The following is a 25,256-nucleotide window of genomic DNA, read 5'->3' on the forward strand; positions in this document are numbered from 1 at the left end:
GTCGTCGGTCTCAAGCTGACGATTGAACGGAGAGTCAAATGGCCAAAGCAAAGTTTGAACGTACCAAGCCGCACTGCAACATCGGCACCATCGGTCACGTGGACCATGGCAAGACGTCGCTGACCGCGGCGATCACCAAGATCCTCGCCGAGACCGGCGGCGCGACGTTCACCGCGTACGATCAGATCGACAAGGCGCCGGAAGAGAAGGCTCGCGGCATCACCATCTCGACCGCGCACGTCGAGTACGAGACCACGAACCGCCACTACGCCCACGTCGACTGCCCCGGCCACGCCGACTACGTCAAGAACATGATCACCGGCGCCGCCCAGATGGACGGTGCGATCCTGGTCGTGTCGGCCGCTGACGGCCCGATGCCGCAGACCCGCGAGCACATCCTGCTCGCCCGCCAGGTCGGCGTGCCCGCGCTCGTCGTGTTCCTCAACAAGTGCGACATGGTCGACGATCCGGAGCTGCTCGAGCTCGTCGAGCTCGAAGTCCGCGAGCTGCTCTCGAAGTACGAATTCCCCGGCGACAAGATCCCGATCATCAAGGGTTCGGCGCTCGCCGCTCTCGAAGATTCGGACAAGAAGCTCGGCCACGACGCCATCCTCGAGCTGATGCGCAACGTCGACGAGTACATCCCGCAGCCGGAGCGTCCGATCGACCAGCCGTTCCTGATGCCGGTTGAAGACGTGTTCTCGATCTCGGGCCGCGGCACCGTCGTGACCGGCCGTGTCGAGCGCGGCGTCGTCAAGGTCGGCGAGGAAATCGAGATCGTCGGTCTGCGTGCGACCCAGAAGACCACCGTCACCGGCGTCGAAATGTTCCGCAAGCTGCTCGATCAGGGCCAGGCCGGCGACAACATCGGCGCGCTGCTCCGCGGTACCAAGCGTGAGGACGTCGAGCGCGGTCAGGTTCTGGCCAAGCCGGGTTCGGTCAAGCCGCACACCAAGTTCAAGGCCGAGGCCTACATCCTCACCAAGGAAGAGGGCGGTCGCCACACCCCGTTCTTCACCAACTACCGTCCGCAGTTCTACTTCCGCACCACCGACGTGACCGGTGTCGTGCACCTGCCGGAAGGCACCGAGATGGTGATGCCGGGCGACAACATCGCGATGGAAGTGCACCTGATCGTGCCGATCGCGATGGAAGAGAAGCTCCGCTTCGCGATCCGCGAAGGCGGCCGCACCGTCGGCGCCGGCGTCGTCGCCTCGATCATCGAGTAACAAGCGAATAGGGAATGGTGAGTGGCGAATAGGGATTTCTATTCGCTACTCGCTACTCGCCACTCACTAAAGAAAGCACGGCAATGAACGGCCAAAATATTCGTATCCGTCTCAAGGCGTTCGACCATCGTATCCTCGATACGTCGACCCGTGAGATCGTGAACACGGCGAAGCGCACCGGCGCGCAGGTCCGCGGACCCATTCCGCTGCCTACCCGCATCGAGAAGTTCACCGTCAACCGTTCGCCCCACGTCGACAAGAAGAGCCGCGAACAGTTCGAGATGCGCACTCACAAGCGCCTGCTCGACATCGTCGATCCGACCCCGCAGACCGTCGATGCTTTGATGAAGCTCGATCTGGCCGCCGGTGTCGACGTCGAGATCAAGCTCTGAGCAAGACCCCGAAAAGTGGGCAACGGTTTTCGGACCGGGTCTTGCTCACAACGAAGATTAGCTAGTCCGCAAGGACAGAAAGAACAGGAAGCAAGCCGATGCGCTCCGGAGTGATCGCACAAAAGGTCGGGATGACGCGGGTCTTCACGGAGGCCGGCGAACATATCCCCGTGACCGTGCTGAAGCTCGGCAATTGCCAGGTCGTAGGCCACCGCACCGAAGAGAAGAACGGTTACGTCGCGCTCCAGCTCGGTTCTGGCAGCCGCAAGACCGTTTACATGCCCAAGGCCGAGCGCGGCCAGTTCGCCGTCGCGAAGGTCGAGCCGAAGCGCCAGGTCGAGGAATTCCGCGTCACCGCGGATGCCATGATCCCGGTCGGCGCCGAGATCCAGGCCGACCACTTCGTCGTCGGCCAGTTCGTCGACGTCACCGGCACCTCGGTCGGTAAGGGCTTTGCCGGCGGTATGAAGCGCTGGAACTTCGGCGGTCTGCGCGCCACGCACGGTGTGTCGATCTCGCACCGCTCGATCGGTTCGACCGGTGGCCGTCAGGACCCCGGCAAGACCTGGAAGAACAAGAAGATGCCCGGCCACATGGGCGTCGATCGCATCACCACGCTCAATCTTCGTGTTGTCCAGACCGATGTCGAGCGCGGCCTGATCCTCGTCGAAGGCGCCGTTCCCGGTTCCAAGGGCGGCTGGATCCGCGTGCGCGACGCCGTCAAGAAGCCGCTGCCGAAGGAAGCTCCGAAGCCCGGCAAGTTCAAGGTTGCTGGCGACGCGGAAGCCGCTCCGGCTGCGCAGGAGGCGTGAGATGGAATTGAAGGTCACCACCCTCGAAGGTAAGGAAGCCGGCTCGGTCCAGCTGTCCGACGCCATTTTCGGCCTCGAGCCGCGCGAGGACATCATCGCGCGCTGCGTCCAATGGCAGCTCAACAAGCGCCAGGCCGGCACGCACAAGGCCAAGGGCCGCGCCGAGATCTGGCGCACCGGCAAGAAGATGTACAAGCAGAAGGGCACCGGCGGTGCTCGTCACGGCTCGGCCCGCGTGCCGCAGTTCCGTGGCGGCGGCCGTGCCTTCGGTCCGGTGGTGCGCTCGCACGCCACCGACCTGCCGAAGAAGGTCCGCGCGCTGGCTCTGAAGCATGCGCTCTCGGCCAAGGCCAAGGACGGCGATCTCGTCGTGATCGAGAAGGCCGCGCTGGAAACCGCCAAGACCAAGGCGCTGCTCGGTCACTTCTCGGGCCTGGGGCTCACCAACGCGCTGATCATTGACGGCGCCGAGCTCAACAACGGCTTTGCCGCAGCGGCCCGCAACATCCCGAACATGGACGTGCTGCCGATCCAGGGCATCAACGTCTATGACATCCTGCGCCGTCAGAAGCTCGTTCTGACCAAGGCCGCCATCGATGCGCTGGAGGCGCGCTTCAAATGACGAAGAACATCGAGCCTCGCCACTACGACGTGATCCTGTCGCCGGTCGTGACCGAAAAGGCGACGATCGCCTCGGAGCACAACAAGGTGCTGTTCAAGGTGGCCGCGAAGGCGACCAAGCCGCAGATCAAGGAAGCGATCGAGAAGCTGTTCGACGTCAAGGTCAAGAGCGTCAACACGCTGGTCCGCAAGGGCAAGGTCAAAGCCTTCCGCGGTAATCTCGGTTCGCAGTCGAACACCAAGCGCGCGATCGTGACCCTCGAAGAGGGCCACCGGATCGACGTCACCACCGGTCTGTAAGGTCGTACGACGATGGCACTGAAGACATTCAATCCCACGACGCCGGGCCAGCGCCAGCTGGTCATGGTCGATCGTTCGGCCCTGTACAAGGGCAAGCCGCTGAAGGCGCTCACCGAGGGCAAGAAGTCCTCGGGCGGCCGCAACAACACCGGCCGCATCACCGTGCGCTTCCGCGGCGGCGGTCACAAGCAGACGCTGCGCACCGTCGACTTCAAGCGCGAGAAGGTCGACGTCCCCGCGACCGTCGAGCGGCTGGAGTATGATCCGAACCGCACCGGCTTCATCGCCCTGATCAAGTATCAGGACGGCGAGCAGGCCTACATCCTGGCGCCGCAGCGCCTGGCCGTGGGTGACACCATCATCGCCGGCAACTATGTCGACGTGAAGCCGGGCAACGTGATGCCGCTCGGCAACATGCCGGTCGGCACGATCATCCACAACATCGAGGTCAAGATCGGGAAGGGCGGCCAGCTCGCCCGTTCCGCGGGCACCTACGCCCAGCTCGTTGGTCGTGACCAGGACTACGTCATCATCCGCCTGAACTCGGGCGAGCAGCGCCTGGTGCACGGCCGTTGCCGCGGCACGATCGGCGCGGTGTCGAACCCGGATCACATGAACACCTCGATCGGCAAGGCCGGTCGCAAGCGTTGGATGGGCCGTCGCCCGCACAACCGCGGTGTTGCGATGAACCCGATCGACCATCCGCACGGCGGTGGTGAAGGCCGTACCTCGGGCGGTCGCCACCCGGTCACGCCGTGGGGCAAGCCGACCAAGGGCAAGAAGACCCGCACCAACAAGTCGACCAACAAATTCATTCTCCTAAGCCGCCACAAGCGGAAGAAGTAAGGAACGCCGGACATGGTTCGTTCAGTCTGGAAAGGCCCGTTCGTCGAGGGTTCTCTGCTCAAGAAGGCAGATGCCGCGCGCGCGTCCGGCCGTCACGACGTCATCAAGATCTGGAGCCGTCGCTCGACGATCCTGCCGCAGTTCGTCGGCCTGACCTTCGGCGTCTACAACGGTCAGAAGCACGTGCCGGTGGCCGTCAACGAGGAAATGGTCGGTCACAAGTTCGGCGAGTTCTCGCCGACCCGGACCTTCCATGGCCACTCCGGCGACAAGAAAGCCAAGAAGGCTTGAGGATTAAACGATGAGCAAACCTAAGCGCGAACGGAGCCTCGCCGACAATGAGGCCAAGGCGGTCGCCCGGATGCTGCGGGTGAGCCCGCAGAAGCTCAACCTGGTCGCCCAGCTCATTCGCGGCCGGAAGGCGTCTGCCGCGCTCGCCGACCTGCAGTTTTCGCGCAAGCGGATCGCGGTCGACGTGAAGAAGTGCCTGGAATCGGCTATCGCCAATGCCGAGAACAACCACGATCTCGACGTCGACGATCTCGTCGTGGCGCAGGCCTTCGTCGGCAACGGCCTCGTGATGAAGCGCTTCGCCGCCCGCGGCCGTGGCCGCTCGGGCCGTGTCTACAAACCATTTTCGCAGCTGACGATCATCGTTCGTCAGGTCGAAGCCGAAGCAGCCGCTTAAGGGCGCAGGAGAACACGATGGGTCAAAAGATCAATCCGATCGGTCTGCGTCTCGGCATCAACCGGACCTGGGATTCTCGCTGGTTCGCCGGCAAGCAGGAATACGGCAAGTTGCTGCACGAGGACGTCAAGATCCGCGAGATCCTGCACAAGGAGCTCAAGCAGGCGGCCGTCGCCCGCATCGTGATCGAACGTCCGCACAAGAAGTGCCGCGTCACCATCCACTCGGCCCGTCCGGGTGTGGTGATCGGCAAGAAGGGCGCCGACATCGACAAGCTGCGCAAGAAGGTCGCGGACATCACCTCGTCCGACGTCGTCATCAACATCGTCGAGATCCGCAAGCCTGAGCTCGATGCGACGCTGGTGGCCGAGTCGATCGCGCAGCAGCTTGAGCGCCGCGTGGCGTTCCGCCGTGCCATGAAGCGCGCCGTGCAGTCGGCGATGCGTCTCGGCGCGGAAGGCATCCGCATCAACTGCTCGGGACGCCTGGGCGGCGCGGAAATCGCGCGCATGGAGTGGTACCGCGAAGGTCGCGTGCCGCTGCACACGCTGCGCGCCGACATTGATTACGGCGTTGCGACCGCGTTCACGACCTTCGGCACCTGCGGCGTCAAGGTCTGGATCTTCAAGGGTGAGATCCTCGAGCACGATCCGATGGCCCAGGACAAGAGAATGGCCGAGGGCGAGACGGGCGGCAGTGGTGATCGTGGTGGCCGTCAGCGCCGCGATACGGCTGCAGCCTGATCTGCACCAAGAATTTGAGGGCTTAAAGCCATGATGCAACCTAAGAAAACGAAGTTCCGGAAGGCGCACAAGGGCCGCATCCACGGCGTTGCGTCTTCGGGCGCGACGTTGGCGTTCGGCCAGTTCGGCCTGAAGGCGACCGAACCTGAGCGCGTCACCGCGCGCCAGATCGAAGCCGCCCGCCGCGCGCTGACCCGCCACATGAAGCGCGCCGGCCGCGTCTGGATCCGCGTGTTCCCCGACGTTCCGGTGTCGAAGAAGCCGGCCGAAGTCCGCATGGGCTCCGGCAAGGGCTCGCCGGAACTGTGGGTCGCGCGCGTCAAGCCGGGCCGGGTGCTGTTCGAGATCGACGGCGTCAACACCCAGATCGCGCGTGAGGCGTTGACCCTGGCGGCCGCCAAGCTGCCGATCAAGACGCGCTTCGTCGAGCGCATTGCGGAGTAATGGCCATGGCCCAGATGAAGATCGAAGACATCCGCGCGATGAGCCCCGACCAGCAGGATGACGCCATCCTGAACCTGAAGAAGGAGCGCTTCAACCTGCGCTTCCAGCGCGCCACCGGGCAGCTCGAGAACACCTCGCGCCTGCGCGAGGCTCGCCGTGACATCGCCCGGATCAAGACCGTCGCCGCGCAGACGCGCGCCAAGAAGAAGTAAGAGGCTTACGAAGATGCCGAAACGTACTTTGCAGGGCGTGGTCGTCAGCGACAAGCAAGCCAAGACCATCGTGGTGCGCGTCGATCGCCGTTTCACGCACCCGATCTACAAGAAGACGATCCGCCGTTCGAAGAATTATCACGCGCACGACGAGAGCAACCAGTTCAAGCCGGGCGACGTGGTGTGGATCGAGGAATCGAAGCCGATTTCGAAGTTGAAGCGCTGGGTCGTGATCCGGGGCGAGCACAAGAAAAGCGCCTGATCTGTTGGCTTTAGCCGACTGATTTCAGGGAAATGTTGAGCGCCGGCTGGGCTGGCGCAAAGAGAAAGAGGACGAGGTGCATCAATGATTCAGATGCAGACCAACCTCGACGTGGCCGACAATTCTGGCGCACGCCGTGTCATGTGTATCAAGGTGCTGGGAGGCTCCAAGCGCCGCTACGCGACGATCGGCGACATCATCGTCGTCTCGATCAAGGAAGCTATCCCGCGTGGCAAGGTGAAGAAGGGCGACGTGATGAAGGCCGTCGTGGTGCGCGTCCGCAAGGACATCCGCCGCGCCGACGGTTCGGTCATCCGCTTCGACCGCAACGCCGCCGTCCTGATCAACAACCAGGCCGAGCCGGTCGGCACCCGTATCTTCGGGCCCGTGCCGCGCGAACTGCGCGCCAAGAACCACATGAAGATCATTTCGCTCGCGCCGGAGGTGCTGTGATGGCTGCGAAGATCCGCAAGGGCGACAAGGTCGTCGTGCTGACCGGTCGCGACAAGGGCCGCACCGGCGAGGTGTTCGAGGTGCGCCCCGACGCCGGCACGGCGCTCGTGCGCGGCATCAACATGGTCAAGCGTCACCAGAAGCAGACGCAGGCCCAGGAGGGCGGCATCATCTCGAAAGAGGCGCCGATCCAACTGTCCAACATCGCGTATGTCGGCAAGGACGGAAAGCCGACCCGCATCGGATTCAAGATTCTGGCGGACGGCAAGAAGGTCCGCATCGCCAAGAGCTCGGGAGCTGAGATCGATGGCTGAGGCCGCTTACACGCCGCGCCTGCGCGCGGAATATGATGCGAAGATCCGCACGGCTCTGACCGAGAAGTTCGGTTACGAGAACGTCATGCAGGTTCCGCGTCTGGACAAGGTCGTCCTGAACATGGGCGTTGGCGATTCCGTCAACGACCGCAAGAAGGCCGAGACCGCCGCTGCCGAATTGACCCAGATCGCCGGCCAGAAGGCGATCGTGACCTATTCGCGCATCGCGATCGCGACCTTCAAGCTGCGTGAGAACCAGCCGATCGGCTGCAAGGTCACGCTGCGTAAGGCGCGCATGTACGAGTTCATCGATCGCCTGGTGACGGTCGCGCTGCCGCGCGTCCGCGACTTCCGCGGCCTGAACCCGAAGAGCTTCGACGGCCGCGGCAACTACTCGCTCGGCATCAAGGAGCACATCATTTTCCCCGAGATCGACTTCGACAAGGTCACGGAAGCCCGCGGTATGGACATCACCGTCTGCACCACGGCCAAGACCGACGAAGAGGCGAGGGCCTTGTTGACCGCTTTCAATTTCCCGTTCCGGCAGTGAGACGCTGACCTAAAGCCTCTCAAACGCGGATACCCAGGAGCCAAGCATGGCAAAGAAGAGTTCAGTCGAGAAGAACAACCGGCGCAAGCGGATGGTGAAGAACGCCGCCGCCAAGCGCGAGCGGTTGAAGGCGATCATCGCCGATAAGAAGCTGCCGATGGAAGAGCGCTTCGCTGCGACGTTGAAGCTGGCGGAAATGCCGCGCAACTCGTCGGCGACCCGCATCCGTATGCGTTGCGAGCTGTCGGGCCGCCCGCGCTCGAACTATCGCAAGAACAAGCTGTCCCGTATCGCGCTGCGCGACCTTGGCTCCAGGGGCATGGTCCCGGGCCTCGTGAAGTCGAGCTGGTAAGGAGGGTCGTTTAGATGTCTACGCACGATCCAATCAGCGATCTGATCACCCGCATCCGCAACGCGCAGATGCGCTCCAAGACCAAGGTCTCCTCGCCCGGCTCGAAGATGCGCGAGAACGTGCTCGAGGTCCTGAAGTCCGAGGGCTACATCCGCGGTTACGCCACGCTCGAGCATCCCTCGGGCCGCAGCGAGATCGAGATCGAGCTGAAGTATTTCGACGGCGAGCCCGTCATCCGCGAGATCGAACGTGTTTCCAAGCCCGGGCGTCGCGTCTACGCCTCGGTGAAGGCTCTGCCGCGGGTCAACAACGGGCTCGGCATTTCGGTGTTGTCGACGCCGAAGGGGATCATGGCCGACCACAGCGCGCGCGACGCGAATGTGGGCGGTGAAGTCCTCTTCACGGTGTTCTGAGAAGGATTTTTCATCCATGTCACGTGTTGGCAAAAGGCCTGTGGCGGTTCCGTCGGGTGTTACCGCGACCGTTGATGGGCAGACCGTCAAGATGAAGGGGCCGAAGGGCCAGCTTCAGTTCGTCGTCCATGATGACGTCGAGGTGAAGCTCGAGAGCGGCCAGATCAAGGTCAAGCCGCGGGCAGAGACCAACCGCGCGCGGGCCCTGTACGGCACCGCTCGCGCCCAGGTCGCTAATCTGGTCGAAGGTGTCACCAAGGGCTTCGAGAAGAAGCTCGAGATCACCGGCGTCGGTTACCGCGCTGCGATGCAGGGCAAGAACCTCCAGCTGGCGCTCGGCTACAGCCATGACGTGATCTATCCGATTCCGGAAGGCATCACGATCGCCGTGCCGAAGCCCACCGAAATCACCGTGTCGGGCAGCGACATCCAGCGCGTCGGCCAGGTTGCGGCCGAGATCCGCGCCTATCGCCCGCCGGAGCCCTATAAGGGCAAGGGCGTGAAGTATGTTGGCGAATTCATCTTCCGCAAGGAAGGCAAGAAGAAGTAACGGAGCCGGTCATGTCGAAAGCCAAGGTTACGAATGCCCGGCGCAAGCGGAGTGTGCGGCTGAAGCTGCGCCGCTCCGGTGGCGGCCGTCCGCGCCTGTCGGTGTTCCGCTCGTCCAAGCACATCTACGCCCAGGTCATCGACGACCTCAAGGGCGAGACGCTGGCCTCTGCCTCCTCGCTCGAGAAGTCGATGCGCGACGGCGGCAAGACCGGCGCCGACATCGATGCGGCGAAGGCAGTCGGCAAGCTGCTCGCCGAGCGCGCGGTGGAGAAGGGCGTCAAGGAAGTCGTGTTCGATCGCGGCGGCTATCTCTATCACGGGCGCGTCAAGGCTCTTGCCGACGCGGCGCGTGAGAGCGGGCTGAGCTTCTAACAGAATTTGAGGATTGAGGCGTGAGCCTCTGAAGGATTGGAAAAACCATGGCAGCTGAACGCGAACAACGTGGTGGACGCGATCAACGCGGCGGCGGACGTGAACGCAGGGAGCGCGAAGAGCGCGACAGCGAGTTCGTCGACAAGCTCGTCCACATCAACCGCGTGGCCAAGGTCGTCAAGGGCGGCAAGCGCTTCGGATTCGCTGCGCTGGTCGTGATCGGCGATCAGAAGGGCCGCGCCGGCTTCGGTCACGGCAAGGCACGCGAAGTGCCTGAGGCGATCCGCAAGGCGACCGAATCCGCCAAGCGCAACCTGACCCGCGTGTCGCTGCGCGAGGGCCGCACGCTCCATCACGACATCGCCGGCCGTCATGGCGCGGGCCGTGTCTACCTGCGTGCCGCCCCGGCCGGTACCGGCATCATCGCCGGCGGCCCGATGCGCGCCGTGTTCGAGACGCTCGGCGTCCAGGACGTGGTGGCGAAGTCGATCGGCTCGTCGAACCCGTACAACATGGTTCGCGCGACCTTCGACGCGCTGAAGCATCAGGATTCGCCGCGCTCGGTCGCTGCCCGCCGCAACATCAAGGTGTCCACCCTCCAGTCCCGTCGTATCGGCGGCGACGCCGAGGCGGCTGCCGACTAACGGAAGCTTTTCGGAGTAGACTCCCATGGCCAAGGCCGCAAAGACGATCAAGCTCGAGCAGACTGGCAGCGCGATCCGCCGCCATCACTCGCAGCGCTCGACGCTGATCGGGCTCAAGCTCAACAAGATCGGCCGCACCAGCGAACTGCCGGATACCCCGGCGGTCCGCGGCATGATCGAGAAGGTTCACCATCTCGTCCGCATCGTCGACGAGAAGTAAGAAGCGGCGCAGGATCCCGAAAAGCGGGCACCCGGTTTTCGGTGAAGATCGTGCGCAAGACACAAGGAGAAGGGCGATGAAGCTCAGCGATATCGCCGACAACGCCGGCTCGCGCAAGAAGCGTATGCGCGTCGGCCGCGGCATCGGTTCGGGCAAGGGCAAGCAGTCCGGCCGCGGCGGCAAGGGCCAGACCGCGCGTTCGGGCGTGCGCATCAAGGGTTTCGAAGGCGGCCAGATGCCGATGCATCGCCGTCTGCCCAAGCGCGGCTTCAACAACATCTTCCGCGTCGAGTTCGCCGAGATCAATCTCGACCGGCTCCAGGAAGCGGTCGATGCCAAGAAGATCGACGCCGGCAGCGTCGTGAACGTCGAGGCCCTGGTGAAGGGTGGCGTGCTGCGCCGCGCCAAGGCCGGCCTGCGCCTGCTCGGGCGCGGCGAGCTCAAGTCCAAGCTCAACATTGAAGTGCACGGCGCCTCCAAGACCGCGATCGCGGCGGTCGAGAAGGCCGGCGGTTCGGTGAAGATCCTCGCCCCGGCCAAGGAAGAAGGCGAGGCGGCGTAACAACTGCGTCATTGGCCCGCCCTCGCGGGCCTTTACGCATGCGGGACGATGGACTTATCGAAGCCGAGCCCCAGATAATGTCCGGCGTCCGCTAAAGTAGCCCGGCCGCGGGCATGACGGCGCAACAGGCGGCGGGAGAAAGTCCAAGATGGTCTCTGCAGCGGAACAACTGGCAGCCAATCTCAATTTCGGTGCGTTTGCCAAGGCCGACGAACTGAAGAAGCGCATCTGGTTCACCCTGGGTGCGCTGCTCGTTTATCGGCTGGGCACCTACATCCCGCTGCCCGGCATCGATCCCAACATCTGGGAACAGGTGTTCCGGTCCCAGGCGGGCGGCATCCTCGGCATGTTCAACATGTTCGCCGGCGGCGGCATCCACCGCATGGCGATCTTCGCGTTGAACATCATGCCGTACATCTCGGCCTCGATCATCATCCAGCTCCTGACCACCGTCTCGCCGCAACTCGAGGCGCTGAAGAAGGAAGGCGAGGCCGGCCGCAAGACGCTGAACCAGTATACGCGTTATCTCACCGTTATCCTGGCCGCGTTCCAGTCCTACGGGATCGCGGTGGGCCTCGAGGGCGCCGGCAACGTCGTTAGTGATCCCGGCATGTTCTTCCGCCTGTCGACGGCGATCACGCTGACCGGCGGCACCATGTTCCTGATGTGGCTGGGCGAGCAGATCACCTCGCGCGGCATCGGCAACGGCATCTCGCTGATCATTCTGGCCGGCATCGTCGCCGAGCTGCCCGCCGCGCTCGCCAACATGCTCGAGCTCGGCCGTCAGGGCGCGATGTCGACCGGTCTGATCCTGGTCGTGATCATCATGGCAGTCGCCGTGATCGCCTTCATCGTGTTCATGGAGCGCGCGCAGCGCCGCCTGCTGATCCAGTATCCGAAGCGCCAGGTCGGCAACAAGATGTTCGAGGGCCAGTCCTCGCATCTGCCGCTCAAGCTCAACACCTCGGGCGTGATCCCGCCGATCTTTGCATCCTCACTGCTGCTGCTGCCGACCACCGTTGCGAACTTCAACGCGGGCAGCGGGCCGGAATGGTTCCAGTGGATCACCACCCAGCTCGGCCACGGCCGTCCGCTGTTCCTGATCATGTATCTGGCGCTGATCGTGTTCTTCGCCTTCTTCTACACCGCGATCGTATTCAACCCGACCGAGACCGCGGACAATCTGAAGAAGCATGGCGGCTTCATTCCGGGCATTCGCCCCGGCGAGCGCACCGCCGAATACATCGACTACGTGCTGTCGCGCATCACCGTGTTAGGTGCGATTTATCTGGCGATCGTCTGCTTGATCCCGGAGATCCTGATCTCCTACGCCTCGGTGCCGTTCTACTTCGGCGGCACCTCGCTGCTGATCGTCGTCAGCGTCACCATGGACACAGTGGCGCAGGTGCAGGGCTATCTGCTGGCGCATCAGTACGAAGGCCTGATCCGCAAGTCGAAACTGCGCGGACGCCGCCGCTAAGCGCGGCGTCCCCTGAAGGCGGCGCGATTGCGCCGCCGATTCGCCGTGCGAGCAACGCGCGGCGCCTGCACGGCACCAGCCAGCCATCGGCCGCATCGGCAGAGCTGCTCTCACTGCAGCGCAATCACAGATTTCAAAGCCCTTCTTGGCGTCAGCCCATCCGCTCCCCTATGATATGGGTGGCGGTGCATCGCCGATTATGGTTTGCACTGTTCTTGATCTTCAAACACAGGTGCGCGACGTATCGCTCACCAATCCGGGGGGCGTACGCCGATGAGAATTATACTTCTGGGACCGCCGGGGTCGGGCAAGGGGACCCAGGCGCAGCTCTTGGTGCAGCGCTATGGCATCGTCCAGCTCTCGACCGGCGAGATGTTGCGCGCGGCCGTTGCGGCCGGAACGCCGGTCGGGCTGAAGGCCAAGGAGATCATGGCCGGCGGCGGCCTCGTGCCCGACGAGATCGTGGTCGGAATCATCTCCGACCGAATCGATCAGCCGGACGCCAAGAACGGTTTCATCCTCGATGGTTTCCCGCGCACCGTGCCGCAGGCTGAGGCGCTGGACGAGCTGCTCAAGCACAAGCATCTCAAGCTTGATGCGGTGATCGAGCTGCGTGTCAATGAAAGCGCGCTGCTGAATCGCGTCGAGACCCGCGTCGCCCAGATGCGCGCGCGCGGGGAGGAGGTCCGGGTCGACGACACCCCGGAGGTCCTGACCAAGCGCCTCGCCAGCTACCGTAGCCAGACGGAACCGCTGATTCACTACTATTCCGAGCGGCGGAAGCTCTCGACCATCGACGGCATGATGGCCATCGACGAGGTCACCCGTGCCATCCACCGCCTGCTCCTGGCGCTTGGGGCGGTCGAGCCCAAGACCCATGCCAGAAGTGCGGCCAAGACGGCCCCGGCCAAGAAGGCCAAGGCGGGGAAGAAGGCGGCCGTAAAACCGGCAAAAACGACCAAAGAGGCTGCCAAATCCGCTAAAAAGGCCGCCAAGAAAGCCGTGAAGGGCACAGGGAAGGCGACCAAGAAGACGGCAAAGAAGGCAGCCAAAAAGACCGCCAAGAAGGCTGTCAAAAAGGGTGCCAAAAAGGCCGCAAAAAAGGTCACGAAAAAGCGAGCCAAACGCTAGCAGCGGTTGACGAAAGCCCCTGGAATCCCTTAATAAGCCCCGCATCCAAGTCGGATAGTTTCAGACGATGCCGGGCCCCAGGAAGACCGGGGGTGGGCGTCGTGTTCGCGTTTGTGAACACCTGCCCGAGAAAGCAAGCACTTAAAGCCCGATCCTGACGAGGATCGGCGACAGGAGAGAAGGCCGTGGCCCGTATTGCCGGCGTGAACATTCCCACCAACAAGCGCGTGCTGATCGCGCTCCAGTACATCCATGGCATCGGCCCGAAGATCGCCGGTGACATCATGGAGAAGGTGAAGATCCCCGAGGATCGTCGCGTCAATCAGCTTAGCGACGCCGAAGTGCTCCAGATCCGCGAAGTGATCGACCGCGACTATCTCGTCGAGGGCGATCTGCGTCGTGAGGTCGGTATCAACATCAAGCGTCTGATGGACCTCGGCTGCTATCGCGGCCTGCGTCATCGTCGCGGTCTGCCGGTGCGCGGTCAGCGCACCCACACCAACGCGCGCACGCGCAAGGGCCCGGCCAAGGCCATCGCCGGCAAGAAGAAGTAAGTTTTCGAACTCAGTCGCGGCGTGCGGCGAACAGGGGATGACCCATTCGCCGCGCGCCTTTCGTTCCACAGGTGTAGCCGCTGGCATTACGGCGGCGTTTGAGATCTCCAGGAAAGGTACTCAATGGGCAAGGAAGCCACCCGCGTTCGTCGTCGTGAGCGCAAGAACATCGCCTCCGGCGTCGCGCACGTGAACTCGTCGTTCAACAACACGACCATCACCATCACCGACGCGCAGGGCAACACGATTGCCTGGTCCTCCGCCGGCACGATGGGCTTCAAGGGCTCGCGCAAGTCGACCCCGTACGCCGCGCAGGTTGCCGCGGAAGACGTCTCGAAGAAGGCGCAGGAGCACGGCATGCGCACGCTGGAAGTCGAGGTCGCCGGTCCCGGTTCGGGCCGTGAGTCGGCGCTCCGCGCGCTCCAGGCCGCGGGCTTCACCGTCACCTCGATCCGCGACGTGACCACGATCCCGCATAACGGTTGCCGTCCCCGCAAGCGTCGGCGCGTTTGATACGAGGTTGCGGGCGCATTGGCGCCCGCAATGACTTTTCTAAGAAGCCGCGGGAATGCTCTGCGGCCTTTCTCCAACGCCAGTATTTGAACTGTCAAATTGACTGGCCTGTATGGGTGAAACAGTGACGATCCAGAAAAATTGGCAAGAACTGATTCGGCCGAACAAGCTCCATGTGTCCCCCGGCAGCGATCCCTCGCGTTTCGCGACCATCGTCGCCGAGCCGCTCGAGCGCGGCTTCGGCCAGACCCTCGGCAACGCCCTGCGCCGCATCCTGCTCTCCTCGCTTCAGGGCGCGGCAGTGCAGTCGGTGCACATCGACGGCGTGCTGCACGAGTTCTCCTCGATCGCGGGCGTCCGTGAGGACGTCACCGACATCGTGCTCAACATCAAGGACATCTCGATCAAGATGCAGGGCGAAGGCCCCAAGCGCATGGTCGTGAAGAAGCAGGGCCCGGGCGTCGTCACCGCTGGCGACATCCAGACCGTCGGCGACGTCACCGTGCTCAACCCGGACCTGCAGATCTGCACCCTCGACGAGGGCGCGGAGATCCGCATGGAGTTCACGGTCTCGACCGGCAAGGGCTACGTGCCCGCCGAGCGCAACCGTCCCGAGGATGCGCCGATCGGTCTGATCCCGGTCGACAGCCTCTACTCGCCGGTCCGCAAGGTCTCCTACAAGGTCGAGAACACCCGCGAGGGCCAGATCCTCGACTACGACAAGCTGACCATGACGATCGAGACCAATGGCGCGATCTCGCCGGATGACTCGGTGGCCTACGCCGCGCGCATCCTCCAGGATCAGCTCAACGTGTTCGTCAATTTCGAAGAGCCGCGCAAGGAAGTCGCCCAGGAGATCATCCCGGACCTCGCCTTCAACCCGGCCTTCCTCAAGAAGGTGGACGAGCTCGAGCTGTCGGTGCGTTCGGCCAACTGCCTGAAGAACGACAACATCGTCTACATCGGCGATCTCGTGCAGAAGTCGGAAGCCGAAATGCTCCGCACCCCGAACTTCGGCCGCAAGTCGCTGAACGAGATCAAGGAAGTGCTGGCCCAGATGGGTCTGCACCTCGGCATGGAAGTGCCGGGCTGGCCGCCGGAGAACATCGACGAGCTCGCTAAGCGCTTCGAAGATCACTACTGATCGACTTCACCGTGACGGCCGGGCTCTCCGGCCGTTATTTTCATGGGCGAACGCAGGCAGCCCACCTGAGCAACATGTCCGACGAACCGTCGCGGCAGTTTTAAAGTAAGGACTACACACATGCGTCACGGCAAGGTTCATCGGAAGCTCAACCGCACCGCCGAGCACCGCAAGGCGATGTTCGCCAACATGGCGGCCGCACTGATCAAGCACGAGCAGATCGTCACCACGCTGCCCAAGGCCAAGGAGCTTCGTCCGATCGTCGAGAAGCTCGTCACCCTCGGCAAGAAGGGCGGCCTGTCGCTGCGCCGCCAGGCGATCGCGGAGCTGCGCGACGTCGACATGGTCAAGAAGCTCTTCGACACGCTCGCGACCCGCTACAAGGACCGCCAGGGCGGCTACACCCGCATCATCAAGGCCGGCTTCCGCTACGGCGACAATGCCGCGATGGCCGTGATCGAGTTCGTCGACCGCGACGTCGATGCCAAGGGCCAGGATTCCGGTCCGGTGCAGGAGAAGGAAGCCGAGGCGGCGTAAGTCACCCGGCAGATACGGATTGAAAACGGCGCCCTTCTGGGCGCCGTTTTTGTTTCGAGGAATAGGGGCGCGTCGGAAGGACTATTCCTCCTTGATCCCCGCCTTTTGCGCGATCTCCTTCATTTCGGCGGTCTCCTTGCCGATGGCGCTCGTCCAGTCACTGTATCGCTTGAAACCGGGCTCAAAGCCGACCGCGGCGAAGCGTTCGGCCACGGATGGGCTGTTGATCGTCTCCTCCAGAGCCGACGTCAGCTTGTCACGAACGGCCGGCGGCAGGCCTTTGGGGGCGACCACGGCGCCCCAGGAGGCGAAGTCGATGTTGCCATAGCCGAGTTCGGCGAGTGTCGGCACGTCAGGCAGGAAGGGCGTCCGCTTGCCTGAGAACACAGCGAGCACCTTGACGGTGCCGGCCTCGATCTGCGGCTTCACGGCGATCACTGTGTCGACGTGGTACTGGATGTGCTTGCCAATAAGGTCGTTCATCGCCGGCGCGCTGCCCTTGTAGGGCAGGTGGACCATCTTGATTCCGGCGGCCGATTTGAACAGCTCACCGGCGAAATGCGAGACGGTCGCCACGCCGAACGACGCCAGCGACAGCTTGTCGGGATTGGCCTTCGCCTCCGTGACGAGCGCAGCCACGTCCTTGATCGGGTTGTCCTTGTAGGTGACCAGCGCCAGCGTGATCTTGCCGACCTGGCCGAGCGGCTCGAAATCCTTGGCCGCGTCGTAAGGTACGCTTTCCTTGACGGCCGCCGGCAGCGTGAAGCTCGAATTCGAACTGAAGAACAGGGTGTATCCGTCAGGCGCCGAGCGCGCGACTTCCTTGGCCGCGATTGTGGTGCCGCCGCCGGGGCGGTTCATGATGATCACGGGCTTGCCGAGACGCGTCTCCAGTTCGCCGCCGATGATGCGCGCGACCACGTCGGAGGCGCCGCCGGGCGGGAAGGGCACGATCAATTGCAACGGTTTTTCCGGATAGACCGCTTGGGCCGGTGCGAGCGAATTGCCGCTGATCAGACCCAGCAACCCGAGCGCAACAGTGAGGGCCGTTCTTTTCATCGCAAGGTCCTTCCGTGTTCACATGAGCAAAAGAGCTCGGTCAGGCTTAGCAATAATCGTTCCAGCCGCGACAGGAGCATACGAGGCGCCATGTCGCTGCCGGAACAGCTCGTGATCGTCACTGATTGGTGAGCGCCAATTGCGGCCCAATCCGCCACGTCCGATATCCCCGTCATCGTTCTGATGGAGATACTACATGAACATCGACCTTTCGGGAAAAACTGCATTGGTGACCGGCTCGACCGCCGGCATCGGCCACGCCATCGCCAAGGGCCTCGCCGCTTCGGGCGCGAGCGTCGTGATCAACGGTCGCGGCCGGGACAAGGTCGATGCGGCCGTCCGTAAGCTGGAAGGGACCGGCGCCAAAGGTCCGCGGCATCGCCGCCGACGTCTCGACGGCGGAAGGCTGCAAGGCGCTGGTGGCGACGTTGCCGGAGGTCGACATCCTCATCAACAACGCCGGCATCTTCGAGCCGAAGGAGTTTTTCGAGATTCCCGACGAGGACTGGAGCCGGTTCTTCGAGGTCAATGTGATGAGCGGCGTGCGGCTGTCGCGGGCCTACATGAAGGGCATGCTCAAGCGCAACTGGGGCCGCATCGTCTTCATCTCCTCGGAGTCCGGACTGAACATTCCCGTCGAGATGATCCACTACGGCATGACCAAGACGGCCCAGCTCTCGGTCGCGCGGGGGCTTGCGCAGCTCACCCGCGGCACCGGCGTCACCGTCAATTCCGTGCTGCCGGGCCCGACCATGTCCGAAGGCGTCGAGACCTTCGTGAAGGATCTCGCGAAACAAAACGGACAGTCGGTGGATGAGGCCGCGGCCAATTTCGTCAAGCAGCATCGCCCGAGCTCGCTGATCCAGCGTTTTGCGAGCGTGGACGAGATCGCGAACATGGTGGTGTACGTCGCCTCGAAGGAAGCCTCCGCCACCAACGGTGCGGCGCTGCGCGCGGAAGGTGGTATCATCAATACCATCGCGTGAGGCAGTGCATGACAGCCTATGTGATTTCCGAAGTCGAGATGCGCGATCCCGATGGATTTGAAGCCTATCGTACGCTCGCCGCGAAAACGATCGCGCAATACGGCGGGCGTTATCTCGTCCGCGGCGGCAAGACGGAGCTCGCCGAAGGCAATCTTCCGCCGAAGGCCATCGTCATCGTCGAATTCGCCTCGATGGCGAGGCTGAAGGAATGGTACGCCTCGCCGGAATATGCCGAAGCACTGAAGCTGCGGCAGACGGCGCTGGAGCGGCGGTTGATGTTCGTGGAGGGGGCGAGGGAAACGTAGGGTGGGTTAGCCGAAGGCGTAACCCACCGCTGTGTGTTTCCGCAGAGATAGAAAAGGTGGGGTGGGTTACGCCCTGCGAACCGCGCTTCGCGCAGTCGCAGGGCTAACCCACCCTACGCACCGACATTGTAGCTGCTACCACCCCTCCAGCACGATCTTGCCGCGCGACTTGCCGCTCTCGAGCAATGCATGCGCGCGCTTGAGGTTGGCCGCGTTGATCGTGCCAAAGGTCTGGTCGAGCGTGGTGCGCAACACGCCCTTGTCGATGAGGTCGGCGACGTCATTGAGCAGATGATGCTGCGCGATCATGTCGGGCGTCTGGAACGAGGAGCGCGTGAACATCGATTCCCAGTGCACCGAGATCGCCTTGCCCTTGAATGTGCTCATGGCGAATTCCGGCGGATCGTCGATCAGGCCGAACTTGCCCTGCGGTGCCATGAACTCCGCGATCGCCTTGTAGTGCTGGTCGGTGAAGGTGAGGCTCGCGACCAGCGCGACCGGCGGCAGCTTCAATTTCTCGATCTGCTCTTTCATCGGCTTACCGTGGTCGATCACCGCATGCGCGCCGAGATCAAGGCACCATTTTTTCGATTCCGGCCGCGTCGCGGTCGCGAGCACCGTCAGCCCGGTGAGACGACGCGCGAGCTGGATCAGGATCGAGCCGACGCCGCCGGCGCCGCCGATGATCAGCAGCGTGCGCGGATCGACGCTCTTGCCGGGGACCGCGCCCAGCCGGTCGAACAGCAGCTCCCAGGCGGTGATGGAGGTGAGGGGAAGGGCGGCCGCTTGCGCGAACGACAGGCGCTTCGGCTTGTTGCCGACGATGCGCTCGTCGACCAGGTGGTATTCCGAGTTGGTGCCCTGGCGCAGGATCGAGCCTGCGTAAAACACCTCATCGCCCGGCTTGAACAGCGTGACCTCGGGGCCGACGGCATCGACCACGCCGGCCGCGTCATAGCCGAGGATCTTCATCTCGCCCTCGGGCGGGGCGGCGCGCTTGCGCACCTTGTAATCGACCGGATTGGCCGAGATCGCTTTCACGGCGACGCGGATGTCGCGCCCTCCGGGCTCGGGTTTTGCGGTCTCGAAATCGATCAGTGAATCCGCGTCCTCGATCGGAAGCGATTTCTTGTAGCCGACGGCCTTCATGGCTTGTCTCCATCAGATGGCTTTGTTCGCCCGCCATCCTAACTGTCGCTCTGGCCCCGATTTGGCAAGTACTGTAAATTCGGGGATATAGTCCCTGTTTGGATACTATTGGAAAAACACGCATGAAACGGCGCAATTTTGCCCGGCGCCCGGGCTGCTCGGTCGAGGCGACGCTGGACCTGATCGACGGCAAATGGAAGGGCGTGATCCTCTACCACCTCCAGAGCGGCACCCAGCGCTTCGGCGAATTGCGCCGCCGGATGCCGGGCATCACCCAGCGCATGCTGACCAAACAACTTCGCGCGCTGGAGGAGGACAAGCTCGTCATCCGCAAGGTCTATGCCGAGGTGCCGCCGCGCGTTGAGTATTGCCTCTCCGAGCTCGGCGAGAGCCTCAAGCCCGTGATCGATATCCTGAAGGCCTGGGGCGAAAGCCACCAACAGCGGCTGTCCTGCGCGCCCGCGCCGGTGGTCGTGAGGAAGCCGAAACGGGCGGCGTAGATTGAAAGCCGCTGTCGTTCTTCACCTCTCCTCAGCGGGGAGAGGTCGAATTGCATCTGGCGATGCGCAAGCATCGTCCAGTGCAATTCGGGTGAGGAACGCGCATTCTCGATCGAGCGTAACGCCTCACCCGCGCCGGAGCCTGTCATCGGGCGCGCCTTTGGCGCGACCCGTTGGGCGCGACCTCTCCCAATGGGAGAGGTGTAGAGCCTAGAACGCGAACTGCGTGCGCATCGCGACGGCGTCGAACTTCGAGCCGACATCGGCGGTCGAGATCGGCGAGGCCTGCCGCGATACCGTTCCGTGCAGATAGTCGAGCATGAAGCGGACGTTGCCGTTGACGTACCAGTTCAGCGCGAGCGTATAGACGGTCTGCCGGCCGCCGGCGATGCCGGTCGCTGCTCCCAACTGATTGTTGAGATCGATCGTCGAGAAGCGTCCCGCGATCTCCCATGCGCCCCAGCCGCCACCGTCGAGCGAGAACGGATGCGCCGGCTTGACGCCGCTATAGGCGGCGTTCGCCGCATTGTAGGTCCGGCCTTCGCCCGTCACCACGTAGCCCGCCTGGGCGTAGCCGCCCTGGAATTTAAGGCTCGGTGCACCAACCAGCGGCACGCCGGTGTTGGCCGTGCGATCGACATTGTACCAGAAGTACTCGCCCTGGACGATGAACGGGCCGTAGGTCGCCGCCGCCTCGACGCTGTAGACCTGCGCGCCCGAGGCATTGGCGATGGCGCCGGTGGAGATCAGCGTGGTCGGGTCGAGACGCAATTCCGGGCGATCGCTGAGCGTGACTGTCTGCGTGTTGGCGATCAGGTTGCGCGGCGGCTGGATCAGCCATTGCGCGTCGGCGCCGATATGCACCGAATAGTCCTTGCCGCTGATCGGATTGCCTGCCACGCGCGCCACGGCGCCATATTGCTCGCTGGTGCCGGCGGGCGCCGCACTCGAGGCGGAGTGGATCGCTCCGGTCGACGGTCCCGTGACATAGCCGCCGATCCAGAGCTGGTCGTTGAACCAGCGGGCACCGGCTGCGGAGCGGAAGTCACCGGCGGCGATGTTGGTTGCGATCACGCCGGGCGAGGCGCGCTCCATGAACATGATGTCGTTGGAGCTCGTGGCCTCGTCCATGGTGTAGGGCAGGTCCATGATGCCGGCCTCGATTGCCATCCGTCCGCCGAACGGTTTTAAGCCGGTATAGCTGAGATAGGCATTCTCGACGCCGGAGACGCCTCCGCCCGGAAGGGATCCCGGCGCCGTGCCGCCAAATCCGTCGGATGAGCCGCCGAAGTCGTAGACCAGCGCGAAGTTCCAGTCGTTGAAGAACTTGCCGGTGACGCCGATGCGCGCGCGGCGAACGTTCTGGCCGCTGTCGAGCTTCTGCGGCACGGTCGCCGCGGTGTCGGGACGATAGTCGTAGCCGCCGACATCCCAATGCAGACGGCTGGTGATGGCGACGCAGTTCGCCTGGTCAGCGGTGCAGATGGTTGGCCGGTTGTTCGGCATCGTCACGACGACGCCGGTGGCCGGCGTCGGTCCCTTGACCGGGATCGCCGCATTGGCGTTGGCAACCGCGGCCTTTGCCTCAGAGCGCGCCTCGGCCTTGGCCTCAGCTTTCGCTTCGGCTCTGGCTTTCGCTGTGGCCGCCGTATTCGCCGCGGTCTGGCTCTGGAGCTTGTCGAGCTTCTGCTCCAGCATCTTCAATTGCTGCTTCAGCAGCGCGATCTCCTGCTCGCTGCTGCTTGCCGTTTGGGCCTGGGCCTGCGAGGCCGCCAGCGCACCGGCGAGTCCAATCGCCGTGGCTGCAATTCTTGTCCTGCTCACGTCATGCCTCCATCGTTTGACGAACTTCCCCAAGTCGCAACGGGAGAGCCTAGGTGTGATCGATGACTGCCCCGCGACGCTGCGCCCGGTTGCGCGGTTCCCACTGATGCCAATTCGCCGCAACCGAATCCGCTCGACACCACAATGCTGGATGACGAGCATCATGCCAATCCACCGCTCTGGCAAATTGCCGATTCGCACGCTGTGCTTGCATCTCGGACACACCGGAAAGGGGCTGGATATTGCCGCCTGGCGCCCTTCTATTGGCGGGCGAACGCGCCTATATTCCGGCGTCTTTTCCAAGAGGTAGGAATGTTTCGATCGACCTGGACCGCCGTCGCCACGGCCTTGTGCATAGCCTTTTCAGCCCACTTCAATCCGACTGCTGCGCAGGACCGCCGGGTCCCGTCGTCGCCGGCCGAGTTGCGGCTGTCCTATGCACCGATTGTGCAGCGGGTGCAGCCGGCCGTCGTCAATGTCTATGCCGCCAAGGTGGTGCAGAACCGCAATCCACTGCTCGACGACCCGATCTTCCGTCGCTTCTTCGGCGTGCCGGGCCAGCAGCCGGAGCAGATGCAGCGTTCGCTCGGCTCCGGCGTCATCGTCGATGCCTCCGGCCTCGTCGTCACCAACGTCCATGTCATCGAGGGCGCGGACCAGGTGAAAGTGTCATTGTCGGACAAGCGCGAGTTCGAGGCCGAGATCCTGCTGAAGGATTCCCGCACCGATCTCGCCGTGCTTCGCCTGAAGGACACCAAGGAGAAATTCCCGACCCTCGACTTCACCAATTCCGACGAATTGCTGGTCGGTGACGTCGTGCTCGCGATCGGCAATCCCTTCGGCGTCGGCCAGACCGTGACCCACGGCATCATCTCGGCGCTCGCGCGGACGCAGGTCGGCATCACCGACTATCAGTTCTTCATCCAGACCGATGCGGCGATCAACCCCGGCAATTCCGGCGGCGCCCTGGTCGACATGAGCGGCAGGCTCGCCGGCATCAACACCGCGATCTATTCGCGCTCCGGCGGCTCGCAAGGCATCGGCTTTGCGATCCCTGCCAACATGGTGCGCGTCGTGGTCGCTTCCGCCAAGAGCGGCGGCAAGGCGGTGAAGCGGCCGTGGCTAGGGGCCAGGTTGCAGGGAGTGACGCCCGAGATCGCCGAAAGCCTCGGCCTGCGCTCGCCGACCGGTGCGCTGGTCGCAAGCGTGGTGCCGAACGGCCCCGCGGCGAAGGCCGGCCTGAAATCCTCCGACCTCATCACCGGGATCGACGGCCAGACCGTGGATGATCCCAACGCCTTCGACTACCGCTTCGCGACCCGTCCGCTCGGCGGCACCGCGCAGATCGACGTGCAGCGCGGCAGCAAGCCGGTCAAGCTGACGGTGGCACTGGAGACCGCGCCCGATACCGGCCGCAACGAGCTCGTCGTCACCGCGCGCTCGCCGTTCCAAGGCGCGAAGGTCTCGACCATCACGCCGGCGGTCGCCGACGAGTTGCATCTGGATGCCGACACCGACGGCGTCGTGATCACCGATATCGGCGGCGATACCGCGGCCGCAAGTGTCGGTTTCCAAAAAGGCGACATCATCCTGGCCGTCAACAATCAGAAGATCAGCAAGACCGGCGACCTCGAGAAGGCCGCGGGTGAACGGCCGCGGATCTGGCGCATCACGCTGGTGCGCGGCGGCCAGCAGATCAACGTCACGCTGGGCGGATGAGTCCGAAGCGACCACAGGAGACGCCAACCCTCTTCGCCGCGGCGGGGCTCGATCATGACGCTCCGCATCCGCTGCCGGATCGGCTGCGTCCGCGCGCATTGTCGGAGGTCGTAGGCCAGGACCACATCCTCGGTCCCGACGGTGCGCTGACGCGCATGCTGGAAACGCGCACGCTCGGCTCACTCATCTTCTGGGGGCCGCCCGGCACCGGCAAGACCACGGTGGCGCGGCTGTTGGCGGATGCGACTGATCTGCATTTCGAGCAGATTTCCGCGGTGTTCTCCGGCGTCGCCGATTTGAAGAAGGCGTTCGATGCCGCGCGGGCCCGCCGCGAGATGGGCAAGGGCACGCTGCTGTTCGTCGATGAGGTGCATCGCTTCAATCGCGCCCAGCAGGATTCGTTTCTGCCCGTGATGGAAGACGGCACGGTGGTCATGGTCGGCGCCACCACCGAGAACCCATCGTTCGAGCTCAACGCGGCGCTTCTGTCGCGCGCGCGGGTGCTGGTGTTTCGCTCGCTCGACGCGGCCGCGATCGAAAAGCTGTTCGCGCATGCCGAGGAGGTCGAGGGCCGCAAGCTGCCGCTCGATGCCGAGGCGCGCGCGGTGCTGGTGCGCATGGCCGATGGCGATGGCCGCGCCTCGCTGACGCTCGCCGAGGAAGTCTGGCGCGCGGCGCGCAAGGACGAGATCTTCAACGCCGCGGAGTTGCAGGAGATTCTGCAACGCCGTGCCCCGATCTACGACAAGTCGGCCGACGGCCATTACAACCTGATCTCGGCGCTGCATAAGTCGGTGCGCGGCTCCGATCCCGATGCCGCGCTGTATTACCTCGCGCGCATGCTCGATGCCGGCGAGGATCCGTTGTTCCTGGCCCGCCGCGTCGTGCGCATGGCGGTCGAGGATATCGGTCTTGCCGATCCGCAGGCGCTGGTCATCGCCAACGCCGCCAAGGATGCTTTCGACTTTCTGGGTCACCCAGAGGGCGAGCTCGCCATCGCGCAGGCCGTGGTCTATCTCGCCACCGCGCCGAAATCGAACGCGGTCTACACCGCCTTCGGCACGGCGATGCAGGTGGCCAAGCAGGCCGGCTCGCTGCTGCCGCCCAAGCACATCCTCAATTCCCCGACCAAGCTGATGAAGTCGGAAGGCTACGGCTCCGGCTACGAATACGACCACGACGCGCCGGATGCCTTTTCAGGCCAAGACTATTTCCCGGAAGCCCTCGGCCGCCAGACCTTTTACGACCCGCCCGAGCGCGGTTTCGAGCGCGAGATCAGGAAGCGGCTGGATTACTGGGCCAAGCTGCGCAAGGAGCGGGGTGGCTGAGACCAAATCGCCATTTCGTCGTGACGAAACGGCACTTTTGGGCTAG

At 63.8% G+C, this 25,256-nt stretch carries 35 protein-coding genes and 1 pseudogene; 33 read left to right on the forward strand and 3 right to left on the reverse strand.

The features are described from left to right. Positions 1–38 precede the first annotated feature (38 nt). The 28 genes from tuf (at position 39) to rplQ (ending at position 16,340) form a co-directional block, all read left to right on the forward strand. Positions 39–1,229 carry an elongation factor Tu gene (gene tuf, locus ACR9YP_RS20540; RefSeq protein ID WP_027574053.1) on the forward strand — a complete coding sequence of 397 codons (1,191 nt, stop codon included), beginning with the start codon at positions 39–41 and terminating at the stop codon, positions 1,227–1,229. An 83-nt stretch (positions 1,230–1,312) separates the two neighbouring features. Further along, positions 1,313–1,621, forward strand: coding sequence for a 30S ribosomal protein S10 (gene rpsJ / locus ACR9YP_RS20545; RefSeq protein WP_002712302.1), 309 nt, complete (start codon positions 1,313–1,315; stop codon positions 1,619–1,621). Between the two features lie 98 nt (positions 1,622–1,719). Further along, entirely contained in the window at positions 1,720–2,433 is a 714-nt protein-coding gene (gene rplC, locus ACR9YP_RS20550; RefSeq protein ID WP_474216934.1) for a 50S ribosomal protein L3, read from the forward strand. 1 nt (position 2,434) lies between these two features. Then, on the forward strand, positions 2,435–3,055 hold the full coding sequence (gene rplD / locus ACR9YP_RS20555) for a 50S ribosomal protein L4 (RefSeq protein ID WP_091894751.1): 621 nt from the start codon (positions 2,435–2,437) through the stop codon (positions 3,053–3,055). Beyond that, the gene (locus tag ACR9YP_RS20560) at positions 3,052–3,354 is read left to right on the forward strand and encodes a 50S ribosomal protein L23 (protein ID WP_018647244.1); all 303 of its coding nucleotides are present in this window, start codon (positions 3,052–3,054) and stop codon (positions 3,352–3,354) included. Before rplD ends, ACR9YP_RS20560 begins: the two co-directional genes overlap by 4 nt. Positions 3,355–3,366: 12 nt before the next feature. Beyond that, the gene (rplB, locus tag ACR9YP_RS20565; RefSeq protein WP_060736369.1) at positions 3,367–4,200 is read left to right on the forward strand and encodes a 50S ribosomal protein L2; all 834 of its coding nucleotides are present in this window, start codon (positions 3,367–3,369) and stop codon (positions 4,198–4,200) included. 12 nt (positions 4,201–4,212) lie between these two features. Continuing rightward, a complete protein-coding gene (gene rpsS, locus ACR9YP_RS20570; protein ID WP_008136357.1) occupies positions 4,213–4,491 on the forward strand; it encodes a 30S ribosomal protein S19 in 279 nt (92 codons plus the stop codon). Between the two features lie 10 nt (positions 4,492–4,501). Further along, entirely contained in the window at positions 4,502–4,888 is a 387-nt protein-coding gene (gene rplV, locus ACR9YP_RS20575; protein ID WP_008549264.1) for a 50S ribosomal protein L22, read from the forward strand. Between the two features lie 17 nt (positions 4,889–4,905). Continuing rightward, entirely contained in the window at positions 4,906–5,631 is a 726-nt protein-coding gene (gene rpsC / locus ACR9YP_RS20580; RefSeq protein ID WP_014494500.1) for a 30S ribosomal protein S3, read from the forward strand. A gap of 30 nt (positions 5,632–5,661) precedes the next feature. After that, positions 5,662–6,075, forward strand: coding sequence for a 50S ribosomal protein L16 (gene rplP / locus ACR9YP_RS20585; protein WP_035709578.1), 414 nt, complete (start codon positions 5,662–5,664; stop codon positions 6,073–6,075). 5 nt (positions 6,076–6,080) lie between these two features. After that, positions 6,081–6,287, forward strand: coding sequence for a 50S ribosomal protein L29 (gene rpmC, locus ACR9YP_RS20590; protein WP_011088144.1), 207 nt, complete (start codon positions 6,081–6,083; stop codon positions 6,285–6,287). A gap of 13 nt (positions 6,288–6,300) precedes the next feature. Beyond that, complete coding sequence (gene rpsQ, locus ACR9YP_RS20595) at positions 6,301–6,549, forward strand: 30S ribosomal protein S17 (RefSeq protein ID WP_008549247.1); 249 nt, start codon at positions 6,301–6,303, stop codon at positions 6,547–6,549. An 84-nt stretch (positions 6,550–6,633) separates the two neighbouring features. After that, entirely contained in the window at positions 6,634–7,002 is a 369-nt protein-coding gene (rplN, locus tag ACR9YP_RS20600; protein WP_008549246.1) for a 50S ribosomal protein L14, read from the forward strand. Continuing rightward, the gene (rplX, locus tag ACR9YP_RS20605; protein ID WP_024342453.1) at positions 7,002–7,316 is read left to right on the forward strand and encodes a 50S ribosomal protein L24; all 315 of its coding nucleotides are present in this window, start codon (positions 7,002–7,004) and stop codon (positions 7,314–7,316) included. Before rplN ends, rplX begins: the two co-directional genes overlap by 1 nt. Continuing rightward, the gene (gene rplE / locus ACR9YP_RS20610; protein ID WP_018647250.1) at positions 7,309–7,866 is read left to right on the forward strand and encodes a 50S ribosomal protein L5; all 558 of its coding nucleotides are present in this window, start codon (positions 7,309–7,311) and stop codon (positions 7,864–7,866) included. Before rplX ends, rplE begins: the two co-directional genes overlap by 8 nt. 46 nt (positions 7,867–7,912) lie before the next feature. Next, positions 7,913–8,218, forward strand: a complete 306-nt coding sequence (gene rpsN, locus ACR9YP_RS20615; RefSeq protein WP_091894744.1) for a 30S ribosomal protein S14 — start codon at positions 7,913–7,915, stop codon at positions 8,216–8,218. Positions 8,219–8,232: 14 nt separating this feature from the next. Then, positions 8,233–8,631: a 30S ribosomal protein S8 gene (rpsH, locus tag ACR9YP_RS20620; protein ID WP_474216935.1), complete on the forward strand. Its 399-nt coding sequence runs from the start codon at positions 8,233–8,235 to the stop codon at positions 8,629–8,631. A 16-nt stretch (positions 8,632–8,647) separates the two neighbouring features. After that, a complete protein-coding gene (rplF, locus tag ACR9YP_RS20625; RefSeq protein ID WP_091894742.1) occupies positions 8,648–9,181 on the forward strand; it encodes a 50S ribosomal protein L6 in 534 nt (177 codons plus the stop codon). Between the two features lie 11 nt (positions 9,182–9,192). Beyond that, positions 9,193–9,555, forward strand: a complete 363-nt coding sequence (gene rplR / locus ACR9YP_RS20630) for a 50S ribosomal protein L18 (protein WP_080137236.1) — start codon at positions 9,193–9,195, stop codon at positions 9,553–9,555. A gap of 47 nt (positions 9,556–9,602) precedes the next feature. After that, the gene (rpsE, locus tag ACR9YP_RS20635) at positions 9,603–10,199 is read left to right on the forward strand and encodes a 30S ribosomal protein S5 (RefSeq protein ID WP_014494507.1); all 597 of its coding nucleotides are present in this window, start codon (positions 9,603–9,605) and stop codon (positions 10,197–10,199) included. Positions 10,200–10,224: 25 nt separating this feature from the next. After that, positions 10,225–10,419 (forward strand): 50S ribosomal protein L30, encoded by a 195-nt coding sequence (gene rpmD / locus ACR9YP_RS20640; RefSeq protein WP_011088137.1) that lies wholly within the window; start codon positions 10,225–10,227, stop codon positions 10,417–10,419. A 76-nt stretch (positions 10,420–10,495) separates the two neighbouring features. Next, a complete protein-coding gene (gene rplO / locus ACR9YP_RS20645; protein WP_008549236.1) occupies positions 10,496–10,981 on the forward strand; it encodes a 50S ribosomal protein L15 in 486 nt (161 codons plus the stop codon). A 148-nt stretch (positions 10,982–11,129) separates the two neighbouring features. Continuing rightward, on the forward strand, positions 11,130–12,461 hold the full coding sequence (secY, locus tag ACR9YP_RS20650; protein ID WP_091894740.1) for a preprotein translocase subunit SecY: 1,332 nt from the start codon (positions 11,130–11,132) through the stop codon (positions 12,459–12,461). Positions 12,462–12,734: 273 nt separating this feature from the next. Continuing rightward, positions 12,735–13,592 carry an adenylate kinase gene (locus tag ACR9YP_RS20655; RefSeq protein ID WP_474216937.1) on the forward strand — a complete coding sequence of 286 codons (858 nt, stop codon included), beginning with the start codon at positions 12,735–12,737 and terminating at the stop codon, positions 13,590–13,592. A gap of 185 nt (positions 13,593–13,777) precedes the next feature. Beyond that, entirely contained in the window at positions 13,778–14,146 is a 369-nt protein-coding gene (gene rpsM, locus ACR9YP_RS20660) for a 30S ribosomal protein S13 (RefSeq protein ID WP_027574068.1), read from the forward strand. 123 nt (positions 14,147–14,269) lie between these two features. Further along, positions 14,270–14,659: a 30S ribosomal protein S11 gene (gene rpsK, locus ACR9YP_RS20665; protein WP_007603045.1), complete on the forward strand. Its 390-nt coding sequence runs from the start codon at positions 14,270–14,272 to the stop codon at positions 14,657–14,659. 112 nt (positions 14,660–14,771) lie between these two features. Beyond that, positions 14,772–15,803, forward strand: a complete 1,032-nt coding sequence (locus ACR9YP_RS20670; protein ID WP_474216938.1) for a DNA-directed RNA polymerase subunit alpha — start codon at positions 14,772–14,774, stop codon at positions 15,801–15,803. A gap of 120 nt (positions 15,804–15,923) precedes the next feature. Continuing rightward, positions 15,924–16,340, forward strand: coding sequence for a 50S ribosomal protein L17 (gene rplQ, locus ACR9YP_RS20675; RefSeq protein WP_080137232.1), 417 nt, complete (start codon positions 15,924–15,926; stop codon positions 16,338–16,340). Positions 16,341–16,421: 81 nt separating this feature from the next. Here rplQ and ACR9YP_RS20680 read toward each other — a convergent pair whose 3' ends face one another. Then, positions 16,422–17,399 carry a Bug family tripartite tricarboxylate transporter substrate binding protein gene (locus ACR9YP_RS20680; RefSeq protein WP_474216939.1) on the reverse strand — a complete coding sequence of 326 codons (978 nt, stop codon included), beginning with the start codon at positions 17,397–17,399 and terminating at the stop codon, positions 16,422–16,424. A gap of 196 nt (positions 17,400–17,595) precedes the next feature. On the opposite strand from ACR9YP_RS20680, the pseudogene ACR9YP_RS20685 reads away from it, so the two are divergent. Continuing rightward, positions 17,596–18,385 (forward strand): annotated as a pseudogene (locus ACR9YP_RS20685) (SDR family NAD(P)-dependent oxidoreductase). Positions 18,386–18,393: 8 nt separating this feature from the next. Further along, entirely contained in the window at positions 18,394–18,690 is a 297-nt protein-coding gene (locus ACR9YP_RS20690; protein WP_438107529.1) for a DUF1330 domain-containing protein, read from the forward strand. A 135-nt stretch (positions 18,691–18,825) separates the two neighbouring features. Here ACR9YP_RS20690 and ACR9YP_RS20695 read toward each other — a convergent pair whose 3' ends face one another. Next, the gene (locus tag ACR9YP_RS20695) at positions 18,826–19,839 is read right to left on the reverse strand and encodes a zinc-binding alcohol dehydrogenase family protein (RefSeq protein WP_474216940.1); all 1,014 of its coding nucleotides are present in this window, start codon (positions 19,837–19,839) and stop codon (positions 18,826–18,828) included. A gap of 122 nt (positions 19,840–19,961) precedes the next feature. Between ACR9YP_RS20695 and ACR9YP_RS20700 the strand changes: the two genes are divergently transcribed. Continuing rightward, on the forward strand, positions 19,962–20,339 hold the full coding sequence (locus ACR9YP_RS20700) for a winged helix-turn-helix transcriptional regulator (protein WP_438107533.1): 378 nt from the start codon (positions 19,962–19,964) through the stop codon (positions 20,337–20,339). A 210-nt stretch (positions 20,340–20,549) separates the two neighbouring features. Here ACR9YP_RS20700 and ACR9YP_RS20705 read toward each other — a convergent pair whose 3' ends face one another. Then, on the reverse strand, positions 20,550–22,163 hold the full coding sequence (locus ACR9YP_RS20705; RefSeq protein ID WP_474216941.1) for an OprO/OprP family phosphate-selective porin: 1,614 nt from the start codon (positions 22,161–22,163) through the stop codon (positions 20,550–20,552). 312 nt (positions 22,164–22,475) lie between these two features. Between ACR9YP_RS20705 and ACR9YP_RS20710 the strand changes: the two genes are divergently transcribed. Both ACR9YP_RS20710 and ACR9YP_RS20715 read left to right on the forward strand, forming a co-directional pair. After that, positions 22,476–23,882, forward strand: a complete 1,407-nt coding sequence (locus tag ACR9YP_RS20710; protein ID WP_474216942.1) for a DegQ family serine endoprotease — start codon at positions 22,476–22,478, stop codon at positions 23,880–23,882. After that, positions 23,879–25,210, forward strand: a complete 1,332-nt coding sequence (locus ACR9YP_RS20715; protein ID WP_474216943.1) for a replication-associated recombination protein A — start codon at positions 23,879–23,881, stop codon at positions 25,208–25,210. The genes ACR9YP_RS20710 and ACR9YP_RS20715 overlap by 4 nt, the downstream gene beginning before the upstream one ends. The last annotated feature ends 46 nt before the right edge of the window (positions 25,211–25,256 follow it).

This window comes from Bradyrhizobium sp. BR14999 (assembly GCF_056106085.1).

What these genes read in the sequence shown, in the direction of transcription:
- tuf (WP_027574053.1), top strand. Translation starts at nt 39, where the DNA reads ATGGCCAAAGCAAAGTTTGAACGTACCAAGCCGCACTGCAACATCGGC.
- rpsJ (WP_002712302.1), top strand. Translation starts at nt 1,313, where the DNA reads ATGAACGGCCAAAATATTCGTATCCGTCTCAAGGCGTTCGACCATCGT.
- rplC (WP_474216934.1), top strand. Translation starts at nt 1,720, where the DNA reads ATGCGCTCCGGAGTGATCGCACAAAAGGTCGGGATGACGCGGGTCTTC.
- rplD (WP_091894751.1), top strand. Translation starts at nt 2,435, where the DNA reads ATGGAATTGAAGGTCACCACCCTCGAAGGTAAGGAAGCCGGCTCGGTC.
- ACR9YP_RS20560 (WP_018647244.1), top strand. Translation starts at nt 3,052, where the DNA reads ATGACGAAGAACATCGAGCCTCGCCACTACGACGTGATCCTGTCGCCG.
- rplB (WP_060736369.1), top strand. Translation starts at nt 3,367, where the DNA reads ATGGCACTGAAGACATTCAATCCCACGACGCCGGGCCAGCGCCAGCTG.
- rpsS (WP_008136357.1), top strand. Translation starts at nt 4,213, where the DNA reads ATGGTTCGTTCAGTCTGGAAAGGCCCGTTCGTCGAGGGTTCTCTGCTC.
- rplV (WP_008549264.1), top strand. Translation starts at nt 4,502, where the DNA reads ATGAGCAAACCTAAGCGCGAACGGAGCCTCGCCGACAATGAGGCCAAG.
- rpsC (WP_014494500.1), top strand. Translation starts at nt 4,906, where the DNA reads ATGGGTCAAAAGATCAATCCGATCGGTCTGCGTCTCGGCATCAACCGG.
- rplP (WP_035709578.1), top strand. Translation starts at nt 5,662, where the DNA reads ATGATGCAACCTAAGAAAACGAAGTTCCGGAAGGCGCACAAGGGCCGC.
- rpmC (WP_011088144.1), top strand. Translation starts at nt 6,081, where the DNA reads ATGGCCCAGATGAAGATCGAAGACATCCGCGCGATGAGCCCCGACCAG.
- rpsQ (WP_008549247.1), top strand. Translation starts at nt 6,301, where the DNA reads ATGCCGAAACGTACTTTGCAGGGCGTGGTCGTCAGCGACAAGCAAGCC.
- rplN (WP_008549246.1), top strand. Translation starts at nt 6,634, where the DNA reads ATGATTCAGATGCAGACCAACCTCGACGTGGCCGACAATTCTGGCGCA.
- rplX (WP_024342453.1), top strand. Translation starts at nt 7,002, where the DNA reads ATGGCTGCGAAGATCCGCAAGGGCGACAAGGTCGTCGTGCTGACCGGT.
- rplE (WP_018647250.1), top strand. Translation starts at nt 7,309, where the DNA reads ATGGCTGAGGCCGCTTACACGCCGCGCCTGCGCGCGGAATATGATGCG.
- rpsN (WP_091894744.1), top strand. Translation starts at nt 7,913, where the DNA reads ATGGCAAAGAAGAGTTCAGTCGAGAAGAACAACCGGCGCAAGCGGATG.
- rpsH (WP_474216935.1), top strand. Translation starts at nt 8,233, where the DNA reads ATGTCTACGCACGATCCAATCAGCGATCTGATCACCCGCATCCGCAAC.
- rplF (WP_091894742.1), top strand. Translation starts at nt 8,648, where the DNA reads ATGTCACGTGTTGGCAAAAGGCCTGTGGCGGTTCCGTCGGGTGTTACC.
- rplR (WP_080137236.1), top strand. Translation starts at nt 9,193, where the DNA reads ATGTCGAAAGCCAAGGTTACGAATGCCCGGCGCAAGCGGAGTGTGCGG.
- rpsE (WP_014494507.1), top strand. Translation starts at nt 9,603, where the DNA reads ATGGCAGCTGAACGCGAACAACGTGGTGGACGCGATCAACGCGGCGGC.
- rpmD (WP_011088137.1), top strand. Translation starts at nt 10,225, where the DNA reads ATGGCCAAGGCCGCAAAGACGATCAAGCTCGAGCAGACTGGCAGCGCG.
- rplO (WP_008549236.1), top strand. Translation starts at nt 10,496, where the DNA reads ATGAAGCTCAGCGATATCGCCGACAACGCCGGCTCGCGCAAGAAGCGT.
- secY (WP_091894740.1), top strand. Translation starts at nt 11,130, where the DNA reads ATGGTCTCTGCAGCGGAACAACTGGCAGCCAATCTCAATTTCGGTGCG.
- ACR9YP_RS20655 (WP_474216937.1), top strand. Translation starts at nt 12,735, where the DNA reads ATGAGAATTATACTTCTGGGACCGCCGGGGTCGGGCAAGGGGACCCAG.
- rpsK (WP_007603045.1), top strand. Translation starts at nt 14,270, where the DNA reads ATGGGCAAGGAAGCCACCCGCGTTCGTCGTCGTGAGCGCAAGAACATC.
- ACR9YP_RS20670 (WP_474216938.1), top strand. Translation starts at nt 14,772, where the DNA reads ATGGGTGAAACAGTGACGATCCAGAAAAATTGGCAAGAACTGATTCGG.
- rplQ (WP_080137232.1), top strand. Translation starts at nt 15,924, where the DNA reads ATGCGTCACGGCAAGGTTCATCGGAAGCTCAACCGCACCGCCGAGCAC.
- ACR9YP_RS20680 (WP_474216939.1), bottom strand. Translation starts at nt 17,399, where the DNA reads ATGAAAAGAACGGCCCTCACTGTTGCGCTCGGGTTGCTGGGTCTGATC.
- ACR9YP_RS20690 (WP_438107529.1), top strand. Translation starts at nt 18,394, where the DNA reads ATGACAGCCTATGTGATTTCCGAAGTCGAGATGCGCGATCCCGATGGA.
- ACR9YP_RS20695 (WP_474216940.1), bottom strand. Translation starts at nt 19,839, where the DNA reads ATGAAGGCCGTCGGCTACAAGAAATCGCTTCCGATCGAGGACGCGGAT.
- ACR9YP_RS20700 (WP_438107533.1), top strand. Translation starts at nt 19,962, where the DNA reads ATGAAACGGCGCAATTTTGCCCGGCGCCCGGGCTGCTCGGTCGAGGCG.
- ACR9YP_RS20710 (WP_474216942.1), top strand. Translation starts at nt 22,476, where the DNA reads ATGTTTCGATCGACCTGGACCGCCGTCGCCACGGCCTTGTGCATAGCC.
- ACR9YP_RS20715 (WP_474216943.1), top strand. Translation starts at nt 23,879, where the DNA reads ATGAGTCCGAAGCGACCACAGGAGACGCCAACCCTCTTCGCCGCGGCG.